15 protein-coding genes, 1 tRNA gene and 3 rRNA genes are annotated in these 15,736 nt (G+C 51.4%); 8 read left to right on the forward strand and 11 right to left on the reverse strand.

Going from position 1 to position 15,736, the window contains the following annotated elements; all coding sequences use genetic code 11:
• Nucleotides 1–38: 38 nt before the first annotated feature.
• On the reverse strand, nucleotides 39–431 hold the full coding sequence (locus OS112_09750) for a hypothetical protein (protein ID WAC04728.1): 393 nt from the start codon (nucleotides 429–431) through the stop codon (nucleotides 39–41).
• 243 nt (nucleotides 432–674) lie between these two features.
• Here OS112_09750 and OS112_09755 point away from each other — a divergent pair, with 243 nt between their 5' ends.
• From OS112_09755 to OS112_09775, 5 genes are all read left to right on the forward strand, one after another.
• Nucleotides 675–1,616 carry a UbiA family prenyltransferase gene (locus tag OS112_09755; protein ID WAC04729.1) on the forward strand — a complete coding sequence of 314 codons (942 nt, stop codon included), beginning with the start codon at nucleotides 675–677 and terminating at the stop codon, nucleotides 1,614–1,616.
• A 117-nt stretch (nucleotides 1,617–1,733) separates the two neighbouring features.
• Nucleotides 1,734–2,549, forward strand: a complete 816-nt coding sequence (locus OS112_09760) for a DUF1724 domain-containing protein (protein WAC04730.1) — start codon at nucleotides 1,734–1,736, stop codon at nucleotides 2,547–2,549.
• Nucleotides 2,550–2,747: 198 nt separating this feature from the next.
• Nucleotides 2,748–3,383, forward strand: coding sequence for an SdpI family protein (locus tag OS112_09765; protein WAC04731.1), 636 nt, complete (start codon nucleotides 2,748–2,750; stop codon nucleotides 3,381–3,383).
• 306 nt (nucleotides 3,384–3,689) lie between these two features.
• Nucleotides 3,690–4,067 (forward strand): hypothetical protein, encoded by a 378-nt coding sequence (locus tag OS112_09770; GenBank protein ID WAC04732.1) that lies wholly within the window; start codon nucleotides 3,690–3,692, stop codon nucleotides 4,065–4,067.
• Entirely contained in the window at nucleotides 4,052–4,270 is a 219-nt protein-coding gene (locus tag OS112_09775) for a hypothetical protein (GenBank protein WAC04733.1), read from the forward strand. Before OS112_09770 ends, OS112_09775 begins: the two co-directional genes overlap by 16 nt.
• Here the strand turns inward: OS112_09775 and OS112_09780 are convergent.
• Nucleotides 4,258–5,331, reverse strand: a complete 1,074-nt coding sequence (locus OS112_09780) for an NAD(P)/FAD-dependent oxidoreductase (protein ID WAC04734.1) — start codon at nucleotides 5,329–5,331, stop codon at nucleotides 4,258–4,260. The genes OS112_09775 and OS112_09780 overlap by 13 nt on opposite strands.
• Nucleotides 5,332–5,567: 236 nt before the next feature.
• Between OS112_09780 and OS112_09785 the strand changes: the two genes are divergently transcribed.
• Nucleotides 5,568–6,383 (forward strand): methyltransferase domain-containing protein, encoded by an 816-nt coding sequence (locus OS112_09785; GenBank protein ID WAC04735.1) that lies wholly within the window; start codon nucleotides 5,568–5,570, stop codon nucleotides 6,381–6,383.
• A gap of 104 nt (nucleotides 6,384–6,487) precedes the next feature.
• Here the strand turns inward: OS112_09785 and OS112_09790 are convergent, their stop codons facing one another.
• The 5 genes from OS112_09790 to OS112_09810 form a co-directional block, all read right to left on the reverse strand.
• Nucleotides 6,488–7,171, reverse strand: a complete 684-nt coding sequence (locus OS112_09790; protein WAC04736.1) for a RibD family protein — start codon at nucleotides 7,169–7,171, stop codon at nucleotides 6,488–6,490.
• Between the two features lie 192 nt (nucleotides 7,172–7,363).
• A 5S ribosomal RNA gene (gene rrf / locus OS112_09795) occupies nucleotides 7,364–7,485 on the reverse strand.
• A 109-nt stretch (nucleotides 7,486–7,594) separates the two neighbouring features.
• Nucleotides 7,595–7,666: transfer RNA gene (locus tag OS112_09800), tRNA-Cys, on the reverse strand.
• Between the two features lie 84 nt (nucleotides 7,667–7,750).
• A 23S ribosomal RNA gene (locus OS112_09805) occupies nucleotides 7,751–10,673 on the reverse strand.
• A 233-nt stretch (nucleotides 10,674–10,906) separates the two neighbouring features.
• Nucleotides 10,907–12,375: ribosomal RNA gene (locus OS112_09810) — 16S ribosomal RNA — on the reverse strand.
• Together the 16S, 23S and 5S rRNA genes with 1 tRNA gene alongside form the textbook arrangement of a ribosomal RNA operon.
• Nucleotides 12,376–12,604: 229 nt before the next feature.
• Between OS112_09810 and OS112_09815 the strand changes: the two genes are divergently transcribed.
• Nucleotides 12,605–12,883, forward strand: a complete 279-nt coding sequence (locus tag OS112_09815; GenBank protein ID WAC04737.1) for a hypothetical protein — start codon at nucleotides 12,605–12,607, stop codon at nucleotides 12,881–12,883.
• Here the strand turns inward: OS112_09815 and OS112_09820 are convergent.
• From OS112_09820 to OS112_09830, 3 genes are all read right to left on the reverse strand, one after another.
• A complete protein-coding gene (locus tag OS112_09820) occupies nucleotides 12,873–13,379 on the reverse strand; it encodes a PIN domain-containing protein (GenBank protein ID WAC04738.1) in 507 nt (168 codons plus the stop codon). The genes OS112_09815 and OS112_09820 overlap by 11 nt on opposite strands.
• Nucleotides 13,376–13,549, reverse strand: a complete 174-nt coding sequence (locus tag OS112_09825) for a hypothetical protein (GenBank protein ID WAC04739.1) — start codon at nucleotides 13,547–13,549, stop codon at nucleotides 13,376–13,378. The genes OS112_09820 and OS112_09825 overlap by 4 nt, the downstream gene beginning before the upstream one ends.
• Before the next feature lie 78 nt (nucleotides 13,550–13,627).
• Nucleotides 13,628–13,816, reverse strand: coding sequence for a hypothetical protein (locus OS112_09830; protein ID WAC04740.1), 189 nt, complete (start codon nucleotides 13,814–13,816; stop codon nucleotides 13,628–13,630).
• A gap of 566 nt (nucleotides 13,817–14,382) precedes the next feature.
• On the opposite strand from OS112_09830, the gene OS112_09835 reads away from it, so the two are divergent.
• Entirely contained in the window at nucleotides 14,383–14,886 is a 504-nt protein-coding gene (locus OS112_09835; GenBank protein WAC04741.1) for a hypothetical protein, read from the forward strand.
• A gap of 64 nt (nucleotides 14,887–14,950) precedes the next feature.
• Here the strand turns inward: OS112_09835 and OS112_09840 are convergent, their stop codons facing one another.
• On the reverse strand, nucleotides 14,951–15,664 hold the full coding sequence (locus OS112_09840) for a segregation/condensation protein A (protein ID WAC06173.1): 714 nt from the start codon (nucleotides 15,662–15,664) through the stop codon (nucleotides 14,951–14,953).
• Between the last annotated feature and the right edge of the window lie 72 nt (nucleotides 15,665–15,736).

The raw sequence follows: 15,736 nt of genomic DNA on the forward strand, positions 1-15,736 counted from the left end.
CATTTCGACGATACTTGCAGTGGTTCTATCTGACAGGTTCATATATTACCGCTGATCACGGACCCTTCGCTGTGTGTCGTGCCGATACCCGGTGCAAACGGGTTCAGTTTTGAAGATATTCTGATATACATGGTACCAAACGCATCAGTTTGTATCGCAGCAGTACCCTCCACACAGATCCTTTTCCCGGTCGAATCCTGGCCCTGTTGGTAATCCAGATTATATTTGGCAATAGTAACCGTGGAATTCCCGACGCAGCTGTGTTCAAGGATCATAAAATCTGATCTGTTCAATGTAATACCGCATTTCTGGAGAATATCCGAGCAACATTTTTTTTCATCCTCTAATCCTGAAGGGGTAAACAGCTCTCCAATCAGCAGAATCTGAGAGAATACTTCTTTTCTTATCATCTCCTCTTTTTCCGGAATCATGAAACACCTCGGTTTTAATAAGCTGCCCTGTTCAGAACCCCCCCACGATTGTCCTTACGGTTCATTTTCAGTACTTTTGCAGGGTACAGAACTTGCGTACCGAAATCGTGGTGTGACGAAGCTTCTTCTCGTATCGAACATTTCATTTCGTTCTTACATATTTATCACGGGTTTTCAGATTCATCGCTGCGATTAACTTTCTTCAACATAATGAATGTTAGCTCAATTTGCGATTCTTTCTGTATGGCATTACCTGCATCAGTTGTTGTTGTACCGGAAGACAACGAATTCTTCTGGCTCATTGGGAGGGCATGGAACAGGATTACAAACCTGTATGATCTTCTCGTGTTCAGTTCCCTGCTGCTGTCATTAGAATGCATTTCGATGGCGTACATCTCCTGCTTCATCCAGCAGGTACCATGGAACTCCTTGTGTGCGATCATCCCCTTCCTAGTTGCCTTCTCAATCTATAACCTCAACCGGAAGACTGACGAGGAAGAGGATGCGATCAACCGGCAGGACCGGTTTGCATTTACAAAACGATATGAGACACACCTCTATTACGGGGCGATTATCTCCCTTGCAATAGCTCTGGCTCTCTCTGCTACTTATGGTATCCCATCATTGCTGGCCACCGCAGCGCCATTTATCTGCGGCTTCCTGTACAGTTTCCGCTGGCTCCCCAGACGGATCGGCTACCGCCGGTTAAAAGAGATTCCTGCGGTGAAAAATATCATTGTCGGGTTCGCCTGGGCGATCATACTCTCATTACTTCCGGTCTTTCTCAATCATGGTACTCCGGATTCCAGGACGGCAATTATATTCCTGCTGTTTTTTATGTGGGGCTTCATGGCCTCCCTGATCCCTGATATCCGGGACAGGGCCGGAGATGCCAGTGCCGGCGTGAGAACCATCCCGGTGATCTTCGGGGAAGAGCGGGCAAAGACCCTCCTCTCCAATGTACTTCTGCTCCTTGGCGTGCCATTAGTCCTCTTCAGCCTGCTCTTCCTGCCACCATTCACAACCATCCTCCTCCTGGCCGCAAACCTGTATTCCCATGGCTGCGTTCACCTGTTGGGCAGGACCCGGATCAGGGATTTTGTTGCCGATGCCATTTCAGATGGGCAGTACATCTGTTTCGCTTTGGCACTTTTCGTCATCACAACACTTTGGCCAGGTTTATAAAAAATCCCAATTCTTTTCGTATTTTGAGAATAGAAACATAATTCCATGATTTATCGGGATAACCGGGATAAAAAAGGAACGTCAATATATATATACTGTTCATCCAACCGTATTACAATGGAGCCCCTTGAAGTTTATAACAACACCTACAAGCAGATCCAGTCCATCTTCTCTTCGCGCCTGAAGATCCAGATCCTGCTTTCTGCAGCAGGGGGGCCAAAGAACCTTTCAGAACTCCGGGATGTGACCGGGAGCACATCCCAGGCGATTATCCCCAAGATCCGAAGCCTCGAACGCATGTCGCTCCTTGAACCGTGTGACCATGGGTATGGCATCACGCCATTGGGCAAGGTCCTTGTCACCAAGATCGGAGACCTGGTCGTGACAATGGGGGAGCTTATGCAGCACCGGGAATTCTGGGCAACCCACGATATCGAAGGGATCCCCCAACCGTTTCTCTCTCAGGTCGGGGATCTCATAAGCTCTGATGTAAAATTTGACACCACAGACAACATGTTTCATGTCTATACTCATTTTGTCTCCATCCTCCAGCAGGCAGGATATATTCACGGCATCTCCTCGGTCATGAATCCGCAGATCGCGGATGTGCTCTCCGAGCGGATCATTGCTGGTGTCCCGGTTGAACTCGTTGTGAACCGCAGCATCGCAGAGGGCCTGATGCAGGAACCGTTCCTTGACAAAATCCAACACCTCATACCGTATGAAAATTTCAAAATCTGGGTTGTCGATGAACCTCTCCATCTAGGCATCACGGTCACCGACAAGAACCTTTCATTGGGGCTCAATAAAAAGGTCAATGCCGTTTATGACAGCTCTGCAGATATGCACAGCAGTGACCCGCGGGCACGGGAATGGGCAGAGCGGCTGTTCCAGTATTACCGGAGCCGGGCTGTCCTGATGGAGATAGGATAGGCAGTCCAGCAACAGTTCCATCCTCAGGGATTCATCGTTGCACATGTCGGGCCATGTATCCACGAGGGTAACAGGCCACTTCCCGTAACCTGCTGGTTCAGGCAGGCCATATTCAGTACTGATCATTCCTTGTTGTATTACCGGCAGTGCGACCCGTCAGTACCGATCTTGATATCGAATGCCGGACTACCTTTTTCCATGAATGTTCTCCGTTTTGCAATCGTCCTTGTCCTTCTTGCAACAGCGGCAGTAACGGTTGCCAGTTACCCTCTGCTGCCCGGTACTGTCGTTTCACACTGGAATGCAGCCGGAGATGCCGACGGGGCGATGCCGAAGTTCTGGGGCGTATCCCTCATCCCGTTCCTCATGGTCGGATTGTGCGGGCTCTTCTTCCTCTTTCCCAGGATCGATCCACTTCGTATCAATTACAAAAAATTCCAGAGATATTACGAGGGTTTCATTCTCATCCTTATGCTCTTCTTTTTTGCAATCCAGCTCCAGATTATCCTCTGGGGGATAGGGATACAGCTCAGCCCTAACCTGACCATTCCCATCCTGATGGGGGCTCTCTTCATCTACACCGGTTTTTTAATTGAACATGCGGAACCGAACTGGTTTATCGGGATACGGACGCCATGGACGCTCAGCAGTGAAACGGTCTGGAAAAAGACACATGCACGGGGGAGCCTGCTCTTCAGGATCGCGGGAGTAGTCAGCTGCTCCGGCGTCCTGTTCAGGGAGTATGCGATCATGTTCATCCTTGTCCCCGTCATTTTAGTTTCAGCCTATACCGTAGCCTATTCCTATTTTGAATTCCGGAACGAGCGGCCCTGAACGACCCGGTATTTGCACGGGCAGTAATTGTTTTTTTTTTACAATGGGGATCTGATCTGTTCATATCCCCGAAAAAATCCCTTTTTATGAGCGTGAACAAATTTGACCGGATTTAGAAACCTGACATGGATTGCTTGATAACCGACCATCGATACCTGAGTTGCATTCCTAACCGCAATCGTATGCATTGACGCATATCATTTCCTCACCAACCTGAACGACCCCCCTGTCAGGACGATTTACTACTTCGACGCCCTCCTTTTTTCCGTCCTGTTCCCGTTCTGGCGGCTATGCCGGCACCGCAGCTTGCCCCTTGCCGAGATCGGCATAACATCACAGCGCTGGAAGGAGCGCCTGCTCATAAGCGTGATAATAGCAATACCGTTCCTCTGGCTCGTTGTCACCCAGTATGGCGCCTTGTACGGCAATTTGCTCATCCCGCACTTTCTCGCAAATGTCCTTGTGCTCTGGGAGCCGTTCTTCGTGGACTGCTGGCTGGAGCTGCAGTTTTCCTGTTCATTCGGCATCATCCCGGGAATCGTCCTTGCCGGCGTCTGCTTTGGAACTTCCACTCTCAGCACCTATCACCTTCCGGGGGTTGCCGTCCTGATCATCTACGGAATGGTCTTTGGGGCAATCTTCCGGCTGGCCGACAACAACCTCTCATTATGGCCGGTTGCATAGGCTGCATCCTCAGCCAAAGGGACGCTCGCTGGAGGGATGATCTTTTCCCCGGGTACGTTGTCGGCATTAATGTCGTGATCGTGCTTTTCCAGCTCCTGTTCGTTGCATGGGTGTGGAGAGAGGAGAGGGATCGTTCCATTTCACCGGAGTACGCCCATTTACGTGTGGCAACGCAGACCTGCTATGTACTTCATGTGTATTGATAATGTCTTCCTGTGAATTGCAGGAATTTATACAGCAAAGTCTCTGAAAAATACAATCCCATCATGATGCGATGCAGGTAGTACCCGTCGTTAAACGTCTTGCCCAGTACACTTCTCCAGGCCTTTTCATACTGCGATAAATCCGCATTTTTAAAGCCATTGCCTGAGAATTTTACAAGTACTTCAGCGGCTTTTCTGGCACATATCATACTGGGCAGGATGCCATCTGCAAATACAGAAACAACCTGTGAAGCTGAGTCTCCCACCAGTATCGAATTCTTTCCATGCGATCTCAGGGGTCTGCTTAACGGAACGGTGCTGGTCCGCCAGTCTTTAATTTCCGGATACCTTTTCTTAAAATTGTCAAGCTGTTGCCTGAATGACCGGGGCCTTACTGTACCAATACCGATATTCCAGTCGTTTTTTCGCGGAAACCACCATGCATACCCGTGCTTTGCAACCGACTTTTTAAATTCGAAAATACATGCGTCACCGGGAGGTTCTCCTGTCCAGTAACCTGTACTAGCCACCCCGAAATAGCCGGGTTTTTTAATTCCCATCGATCTCCTGACAATTGAATTGAAGCCGTCGGCACCTACGGCAATCTTTGCTTCGATATTCTGAGGCAGCACCAGTAAAGAATTCTCTTTCCGGACAAGATCTTTCACTTTTTCGCCCATGCGGATTTCTGCACCGTGGCTCTGCGCCTGCCGGGCAAGATCCGCTTCAACTTCCCCTTTGTTTACCTGTATATTCGTAAACGGGAGTTCGATCTCCCCGGGGGTCATTTTAATGATGAATGTCTCTGTTATTCTTTCAATGCCCGTTCTGCTCTCGTAAAGATCAAAAAAATCATAACCGCATAGCCCGGCAGTTATTCCCTCGCCACAGGGTTTTTTGTAAAAAGTTTTGTCTTCTTCCAGGAGGATGAAGTCTACACTCTCTTCCGCAAGAAATTTTGCCAATGTCAGGCCTGCGGGACCGCCCCCAATTATCACGATGTCGGTTTTGGTTCTCATTGAAATATGACTGTCAATGTAATGTATAAAAAATGAATCCATTGGCTGATGCAATATAAAAATAGCTCATCCTTGAAGAATGGATCATCCCCTGTTATATTACAAAAACGCGTTAAACAGTTATTTGTATAAGCCGGTCAGGAGATAGCAGCCCGCAGTGCTTCCTTTTGAACTCACGCAGCTCAGTACAATATTATAGTGATCGTGTGTCGAAGAGTACAACCCGTGGGATGATCAAAAGGCTGGAAGGGAGATCAGAGTGATCGTGAGGGGGGACCATGATGGGAAGTCCTTATATCTATGTCCACGGGCGGTCTGACCGCGAATCCAAGCGGCTGCATGATCAGGCATCGGGGCTTGATTTTTTACTGCATGAAGGCACCCGATACCCGCCCGGCAGCACGGTTCTCGAAGCGGGGTGCGGCGTCGGCGCCCAGACCCTGCTCCTCGCAGGCAACAGTCCTCGTGCACAGTTTGTTTCAGTCGATATCTCGCCTGAATCGCTGGCACAGGCGCAGAAGCGTGTTTCAGGGGAGGGATTTACCAATGTTATCTTCCGGCAGGCAGATATCTGTGACCTGCCTTTTTCGGCTGGAACATTCGACCACGTATTCGTCTGTTTTACTTTAGAGCACATCCCAAATCCGCTCCTTGCGCTCGGTAATCTTAAAAACGTCCTCCGGCCCGGGGGCACCATAACAGCCATCGAAGGCGATCACGGGACAGCGGTTTTTTACCCCGACTCCCAGGCAGCTCATCACGTCATTGACTGCCTCGTCACGCTCCAGCGGCAGGCAGGAGGAAACGCCTTCATCGGCAGGGAACTGGAACACCTGCTGGCGGACGCGGGGTTTGTGGATGTAAAGGTTTCTCCCCGACAGACGTATGCCTCGCCGGGCATCCCCCATTCATCTGAAGCTGTGAAAAAAATTTTCATCGCAATGATCGAGGGGGTTAAAAAACAGGCGGTTGAGGGAGGCCTTTCGGATCCGGAGACATGGGACAAGGGAATCAGGGACCTATACCGGACTACGGAACCGGGCGGGATGTTCTGCTATACGTTTTTCAAGGCAGCTGGTGTGAAGTCGCGGTAATGAATTCGCGCCACCGGCTTTCACACCTCGTGAATGACAAAAAATCGCCCGTTTTAATCCTTGCCGTGCCACTCCCCGGCGAAGCGACCTGCAGCCCGATATGTTCATGTTCCTGCAACCGAGTACCGTGCCCAAATGATGCCATCCCCCATAACTTCCGTGGACCAGTGTGTGAGAGGGACCTGCAGGTTAGGAAGACCGGCCTTTTCCGGATCGAACATGGTCGGACCTGGCTGCCCGCCAGCGAGGAACGGGTGGATGAGAACGCTCACCTCATCTACCACTCCCGCATGCAGTAGGACACTGTTGAGCGTCCCGCCGCTGTCGACCCGCACGGTCTTAGTACCGTGCTGGCGGTTCAGTTCTGCAAGGGCTGTACGTATATCAATGCGATCGGCACCTGCGATAATTGATCCTATCTTCCTGTCAGCAAGGTACCGGAGGTACTCCTGCGGGGTTGCGGAGGAGCAGAGGGCAAGGACATCTCGCATGTAGGGCCACTTCCGGATGGCGTCCCAGCAGCGCACCCTCCCCCGGCTATCGGCGATGACAAGCAGGGGGCGGGGATCGGGAGCGCCTGCCGGCGGCCTGAACATATCCTCGTGTTCCGGGGGGACTTCCAGCGCCGGATTCTCGCGGACCGCTGCAAGGACGGTCTCGCTCCCGAAAAGGATTGTGTCCGGGTTCCACCTGGCAGCGAGTGAGTAGTACAATTCGAGGTCAGCGGGGAAGTTCGTGATCCGGCCGTCGAGGCTTGTTGCGATGTGGAGGATTACTTTTGGAAGCATTGAAAGACTCCTTGCGGTTACATTCTGCTGATTTGTTTAAAAGGGCTTGTCGTGCAGGGTGAAAATGGGTAACTGATATGTCTCGCGAGGCGGAGTACCTGCCGATATCAGTGTAAATGATACAATGACATGAAGAGCGCTTCCGCTCGTCAGTAAATTTTCATAAAAACAGTGACCGTGTAAGAAGGAAGGTGATAGCAGCTCACCATGCTTCCCGGGGACTCGCGTACCTCAGTACAACATGATACGTTTGCCGGCTTAACTGCTGGGTTCGGAATGAGACCAGGTGTTTCCCGACAGCTATGGCCGCTATCACCACGTGTTGTTTGCTTTTAGTTTCTGACCGGAGGGCGGACACTTCTTCGAATCGAAGAACTGCAAGCAGTTCTTCTCATCGTCGAAGCGCTGATGCGCTTCTCCGAAAGCCAAGGTCCGGATTTGAACCGGAGTGTAGTTGATCTGCAGTCAACCGCGTGGCCGCTCCGCCACCTTGGCAGCCGTGTAGTATGATACCCTATCTTTTTCGATCAGATAAGATATAAGGTTTGCACTCTGGATTTCGTCTGGGTTTAACGTAGTGAGCACTAGCAGTTGGACGTTAGTACTCGCGGACTGAACACGTCGTTGCCTTCGTGCGTACATCCCGAGCCTATCAAACGGGTCTTTTACCCGTGTCCTGTAACGGAGTCTCTTTTTAGGCCGGGTTTCAAGCTTAGATGCTTTCAGCTTTTATCCCTTGGCGCGTGGCTGCTCGGCATTGCCCTGTCGGACAACCGATCGACTAGAGGCGCCGAATGAAAGTTCCTCTCGTACTATTTCATTCTTACCCTCAGACTCCAAACACTCCTGATAGATAGTAACCGACCTGTCTCACGACGGTCTAAACCCAGCTCACGATCCCCTTTAATAGGCGAACAACCTCACCCTTGGCNGCTGCTGCACNGCCAGGATGGAAAGAACCGACATCGAGGTAGCAAGCCGCCGGGTCGATATGTGCTCTTGCCGGCGACGACTCTGTTATCCCCGGGGTAGCTTTTCTGTAGTCAATAAGCCTCACCAAAAGGCTATATTGGTTCGTTAGACCCGAGTTTCCTCTCGCGATCATTTGCTTTGCATGATCGCGTCAGGCCAACTTATGCTCTTGACACTCTTCTGTGAGTTGCTGACTCACATGAGTTGACCTTGGGGCACCCTTGATATTTTTTCGAGGGTGTGGCGCCCCACCCAAACTGCCCACCTACCGGTGTCCTCGTTAGAGTGAGAACTACAACAAAACTAGGATGGTGTCTCATCGTTGGCTCCCCAGCACCCGAAAGCACTGGATATAACGCCTCCCATCTACACTGCGCAAGTATTATCGTAATTCAACGACAGGCTGCAGTAAAGCTCCACGGGGTCTTCACTTCCCATCAGGAGTCCCTAGTCTCTGCACTAGGACAAAAGGTTCAACGGATATGTGTTAGGGACAGTATCGCACTCATTAATCCATTCATGCAAGTCGCCAATTAAGCGACAAGGTACTACGCTACCTTAAGAGGGTCATAGTTACCCCCGCCGTTTACGAGTCCTTCGTCCGGTTGAACCCGGTATTCAGATACTCGCACTGGGCAGGAATCAGTGACTATACTAGTCCTTTCGGAGTTGCAGTCACCTATGTTGTTATTAGACAGTTAGTGCGACCCGGTCACTGCGACCTGCCTGATCTCCAGGCAGGCACCCCTTATCCCAAAGTTACGGGGCCAATTTGCCGAGTTCCCTTAACTACATTTAAATCCGACACGCCTTCACCTCTTCAGCGAGGGGCACCTGTGTCGGTTCTCGGTACGGGCATGTAATTCCCTTTTCATGGGCTCCGGAAATTTGCCTAGTTACCCCATCACACTTTCTTCTGCTTCTCACCATTACGGTACTCCACAGACTTATGTGCTTGGACGGGACGACGATCCCGCTGAGCATATCCCAAAGCGTCAGGGCTTGCGCTAAAAACTACATGGTACAGGAATATTAACCTGTTTCCCTGTCGGTACACTCGAGTTACGGTGCACCTTAGGACCGACTAACCCTCGGCTGACGAACGTTGCCGAGGAAACCTAGCCCCTGCGGCGGATGGGATTCTCACCCATCTATGCTTCTACTACTGCCAGAATTCTCAACACTACACGGTCCACTGGAACTCACGCCCCAGCTTCTACCCATGCAGAGCGCCTCCCTACCAGATCACCTTTCGGTGCTCCGTGGTCTCTGTAGTAGGCTTGAGCCCCGTCCATTTTCACCGCCCTAAATCTTGACTGGTAAGCTGTTACGCACTTTTTAAAGGATAGCTGCTTCTGAGCTCACCTTCCAGTTGTCTTTGACCTAGGACCAATTTCAGTGTTGACACTGAGCCTACATTGAGGGACATTAACCACGGTCTGGGTTGTTTCCCTTACGCATTACAAGCTTACCCCGTAATGCGGACTTCCAACCATCTAGGATGTTGGGGAGTTTGGAGTTTGACAGGGGGGTGAGCAGTTTCCCGCCCAGCTCCCCCAATCAGTGCTCTACCTCACCAACGATCTCCGGTTAGGTCATGCTGCGACATGTTTAGGGAGGAACCAGCTGATGCCGGGTTCGATTAATCTTTCACTCCTATACGCAGGTCACACCAATGATTTGCATATCAATACGGCTTGCGGTCCTCCACGCAACTTTCGTCACGCTTCAACCTGCCCACGCATAGATCACCCGGCTTCGGGTCTTATCCTGCTGACTCCGCGCACTTTTAATACGCCGTCCCATGCATTGCTGCTACGGACTTGTTGGTTTCCCTACGGCTCCCCTTTTGGGTTAACCTTCGCCAACAGAATAAACTCTCTGGCCCGTTCTTCAAAACGTACGTTGCGACATCGGCAATCTTGCCCGTACTACCGCCTCGCGACGGGTTCCTTCACAAGAAAGATCCTTTCATGCCGCAACTCGCGATCACCCACCAATTTCAGGCACTTTTAACCACCTTTTCAGGGTTACTTTTCAGCTTTCGCTCACGCTACTAATACGCTATCGGTTTCAAGTTGTATTTAGCTTTGGGGGTTAGTGACCCCCGACTTCCCGCGAGAATTCCAACCCGCGGTACTCAAGACACCACCTGACACTGTCTGCTTATGCGTACGGGACTATCACCCTCTATGGTGTACCATTCCAGGTAACTGCCGCTTCACATCCAGTGCCGTAACGGTGGGCTTATAACACCACATCTCCCTTGCGGGATTCGGTTTGAGCTCTGTCGTGTTCGATCGCCTCTACTAACGACATCTCGGTTGATTTCTTTTCCTGCCCCTACTAAGATGTTTCAATTCGGGGCGTTCCCTATCCTCAACGGATAAACGCCGAAGCGTTAGGATGTCCTATTAGGGTATCTCCGGATCATAGATTCCTTGCGTCTACCCGGAGCTTATCGCAGCTTGGCGCGCCCTTCATCGGCACTTGAACCGAGCCATTCACTGGTGGGTTTATACTAATACTCCGCTAAACCCATTTAACGTCCTGAGTGCAAACCTTTACACGGCCTCGCAAAGTCATTGGTTTGACTCTCAGCCCTTCCCTCGTGATTCACATCCCGAGGTGCATCAAATCAGCTCTATGGGGATTCGAACCCAATCTCTTTCGCCCCATTTCCGGCGGTAGAGCTTTTCTCATTGTTGACACCAGCAATTTTACAGTTTGTTTAGTAACCGCGTTCCCGAAATAAAATTCGTTAGGAGGTGATCCAGCCGCAGATTCCCCTACGGCTACCTTGTTACGACTTAACCCCCCTTGCAAAACCTAGATTCAACCGCCGCAGAAAACGACGGCTTCATCAAGACCTCACTCGGGTGGTTTGACGGGCGGTGTGTGCAAGGAGCAGGGACATATTCACCGTGCTATTTTGAAACACGATTACTACGGATTCCAGCTTCATGTGGGCGAGTTACAGCCCACAATCCGAACTAAGGATGGGTTTAGGAGATTGCCTTCACCTTTCGGTGTCGATACCCATTGTCCCACCCATTGTAGCCCGCGTGTAGCCCGGACAATTCGGGGCATGCTGACCTACCGTTGCCCATTCCTTCCTCCTCTTTAGCAGAGGCGGTCCCAACAGTGTCCCCACCATCCCGGAGGACGAGCTGGCAACTGTTGGCGTGGGTCTCGCTCGTTGCCTGACTTAACAGGATGCTTCACAGTACGAACTGACGACGGCCATGCACCTCCTCTCAGCTAGTCAAGTAGAGTCTTCAGCCCGACTATCATCCAGCTGTCTTGTCCGGTGAGTTTCCCGGCGTTGAGTCCGATTAAACCGCAGGCTCCACCCGTTGTGGTGCTCCCCCGCCAATTCCTTTAAGTTTCAGCCTTGCGACCGTACTTCCCAGGCGGCACGTTTCACGATTTCTCTTCGGCACCTCGGTGACTCGTGGTCACCGATACACCTAACGCGCATCGTTTACAGCTGGGACTACCCGGGTATCTAATCCGGTTTGCTCCCCCAGCTTTCGTCCCTCACTGTCGGAGCCGTTCTGGTGAGACGCCTTCGCCACAGGTGGTCCCCCAAGGATTACAGGATTTCACTCCTACCCCTGGAGTACCTCTCACCTCTCCCGGTCCCTAGTCTGCCAGTATCCCTGAGACGCCTTCCGGTTAAGCCGGAAGATTTCCCCAGAGACTTAACAGACCAGCTACGGACGCTTTAAGCCCAGTAATAGTGGCCACCACTCGAGCCGCCGGTATTACCGCGGCGGCTGGCACCGGTCTTGCCCGGCCCTTTCTCAACCTGTGATTTAAACAGATTAACAGCCCGATTTTACGGGCACTCGGAGTTCCCTTATCACGATTTCTCGCATTGTAAAGTTTTCGCGCCTGCTGCGCCCCGTAGGGCCTGGATTCGTGTCTCAGAATCCATCTCCGGGCTCTTGCTCCCACAACCCGTACCGATTACAGGCTTGTTGGGCCGTTACCCCAACAACAACCTAATCGGCCGCAGACCCATCCTAAGGCGGCGGACCATTTCAACTACAAAGCATTCCAGCATTCATAGTCTATGGGGTATTATCCCCAGTTTCCCGGGGTTATCCCCCTCCTTAGGGTAGGTTGTCCACGTGTTACTGAGCAGTATGCCGAGGTCTTACACCTCTCGACTCGCATGGCTTAATCGAACTCCGATAGCAGTGGCCTCTGGCAGGATCAACCAGAATTCAAAGAATATACGCACACTTTACTTACTGAACTTTATTCGGAATTAGCGGTTACTAAACAAATTTCCGCATTGCCAGTATCAACGTCAGACACAAACACCGGTCAGGCCGGTTATCGTTGTGTCTCCATCAATCGGTGTGAGATTGAAAATTTTTCGTCGTGTTTTTTTAGTTTAAACACGGGCTTATAGTGTAGGTTTCAAGGATATTTATACCTTGTTACCGAGCCTTGAGTTCCATCAAAAACCGCGCCGGATTTTACCGGGCTTTTGCGGGTTCATCATCGGAATACGAGAACACATTATTAACCGCTCAACCATTTAAAGATAACCCTCGAAGCACCATATTTTTCCCGTCGGGAAAATTTGAAGAGGATTATATTTCTAATGGATACGGCTGTTTTGGCCGATTTGTGCTGGGATCCGGGTTGCTTTTAACTTCGGGAGAGGCTGCCATCACGGGAGAGATGGGAAGCGCGCAACGTCGTTATGGTATCCTCACTTCCTGACCAGCTTTTTATTCCGGATGAGATCGCGCAATCCGATGAGATCCACCGCAACAGGCTTTTTGTATCCTGCCTTCACTTCTAGACTCCGGGGGATGCGGTACCTCTGGATCGCATCATCATCGGTAACGAAATAATTACAGTCGTACGATATTGCATACCCGAGATGGACCCGGTCCGTGATCTGGTTGGTTATCCTGTTGTCGGTAATGTCCTTTCCCATCTCGTAACAGATGTAACTCAATTCATCGTTCGGATAGAGGGTGATTATATTCCATTCCCTTATCATCGCGACGATTTCATTGATGTTATCTACGGCGGCTCTTTCGTCCCGCAACATCTCGTTAAACGTTTCGCCAAGAACGGTGATCGACGTGACGATGGTAAAATCCTGGTTCCGTGCATGATCAATGACTTTTCTGCATCGATCTTCTGCAATGCATCTGAAAAAAATGCACGAGTCTAAAAAAATGGTATCGGTTTTGAAAAGATTGATCATCGGATCGAGCGCAACCGTTTCATTCTCGCTTCATGTTCCTCGGTGCTGGTTGCGCTGACAATAATCCCCCGGGAGTCCACACCGCCGCCGAACGGGAGCAGGCCCCGCTCATAGACCTTCCCGATAACAGCCGTGTGATCATATTCATCTTTCCTGAGCATCTGGCACATCAGGATTCCTCCCGGTTTTCTTTATTTATCTTTATTATCTGTCATAATAACTGTTCCTGCATTGCAGGATCTTCCTGATTAAATAATAGTTTTCTCCCGGATCTTCCGGTATTCATCATCGGAATCCAGTTCGACAAAGTCGCCCTCGCGAACGATCCTGCGTAAAGGGGCAACAACGTCATTTTCCCCGGATATATCCATGCCATCCTGATCGGTGGACAGGGATGCAGGTTTATTCTTGGTCCGTCGCTTCCGGGATTTTACCATAAACAGCCTTCCTTCCGGATTTTCATAGTTTGATAGTGTTGCTATACACCTTTTCCGCTTGCCAATCTAACGTGAAGATCTCCTTAGGGATATCTTCTCAAGTCCGCTTATGCGGCTTTCAGCCGGTCTTAACCCCCCCACCCCTTTTTGAAAAAATCCTAAGCAGGGGGTGGCATGATGGGGGATTGTACCTGCACTACCACCCATGACCCCCCTTGCCCCTCCGACCCCATCCAAAACCAAATTTCTCGTCTTAAAACCACACCAAAATCAGGGCCGGAAACAAAGGGGGGTTGGGGGGGTCGCACCACTTTTTGCGGGTGGGGGGAGGGGGGTGCCCCCCCCCCACAGCCGCACCATGCCCGGCAATGGCCTGCCTCGGTTTCAACGCCGGTGATTGTTGGAAAATGGGGGATTATGACCCGTCCGGAACAGTACACCGGGAAGGCCGCGACCGGAGCTGCGTGACCCCCTGTGACCCCCCCACCAACCACCAAGGATTTATCGAAACCTCTCGTTGTCCTTTATCACACTTTGTTATCAAAGAATACAGAACGAGTTGAACCATGGCAAAATTCCGGCAGAAGAAGGGAACGAACAGCTCAGTCCGCACGCTGAAGCGGCCTGTTCCCGATATATCGGCATTCGAGTCTGTAATCCAGTCACTGATCCTGAAAAACCCGTTCGGGTGCACATCTTACATGAGCGGGAAGAAGAACCACCCGCCGATTGAGAAGGTGCGGGAGATGTACACCGCGAAGTTTGTGTACGAGAATAAGAAGGGGAAGCGGATTGGGACAGGCTCGGAGACCTACAACACGATCGACGGCTACCATACCGGCATCGCAGCGGTGATCTCGAACATGGCAAACATCGCTTCCCATGGCGGGAAACCGCAGCACACCCCCGGCGCCGACCTCTTTTCCGTGACCCTGAAATGCAATAACCCCAAAAGCGGGCTGTATTTCCTGAGCATCGCCCGTAACCGGGTCACGCTCTCATCGTACAACGACGAGGGGATTCGGAAACGGGTCGAGAAATGGGCAAACGGTGTGCCGGAGCTGATGTAAGATACAGAAAGAGAGGAGCTGGGTCATCCGGGAATGCCCTGCTCTTCAGGGCTGAATAAAAAGATCAGGTGCTGTCCTGCAAGGCCTTTTCCATTGAATCGCCCGCTTTACACACCTGCACGAAAACATCCCCGAAGAACTCGTCCTGCCTGAGAGCGCACTGGCCTTCGAGCATTAAAAAGAGCAGCGGGATGTAGACTTCCGGGACGTCCCAGCCCAGTTTCCGGCAGAGCTCGGCAAGCGTCATCTCCTCCTCGCGGATCATGCATTTTAAACATTCCTGGTACACGGTTGTTGCCGAATCCTGGTACCCCTCATCATGGGCGATGCCTACAACATCGTCCGCTTCGATAAGGCACACATCGGACTCGGTCAGCCTGCGGCGCCGGCGCTCCTCCTTTTCGAGGTTCTTGAGCTCGATGATCAGCTCAAAGAGCGTGACCGGGCTCCTGCGCAGGTTTTTCCGGTCCAGCCGCCGCTGTATCTCGCGCTCGAGCTGCTCGATAGGGCCGAGCCTGCCTTCATACTCGAACTCCGAGTCAAGTGAAATGTCAAAGTCATCGCCAAACCCTGCATCTTCGTCCCCGCTGTCTCCCCCCTCATCCGTTGCATCCGCGAGGTGTTCGGATTTCATTCGTAACAGAGTAGATGCATAAAAAAGCGTGCGCCCGGATACCCGGAGATTCAGCTGCCGGCAACGCTCCAGCTCGTTTAAGAACCGGTCGGTTACTTCGAGAATATTGATGTTCCACGGGTCGATCTCCCCCCGTTCTGCCATCCCGACAAGGATCTCAACCGGGTCTTCCACAACGGGGAGATTATCCGGCACATCCTGCTGGCTGGCTACGGG

Origin of the sequence: Methanoregula sp. (assembly GCA_026625165.1) — an archaeon.
In the GTDB taxonomy this organism is placed as follows: domain Archaea; phylum Halobacteriota; class Methanomicrobia; order Methanomicrobiales; family Methanospirillaceae; genus MVRE01.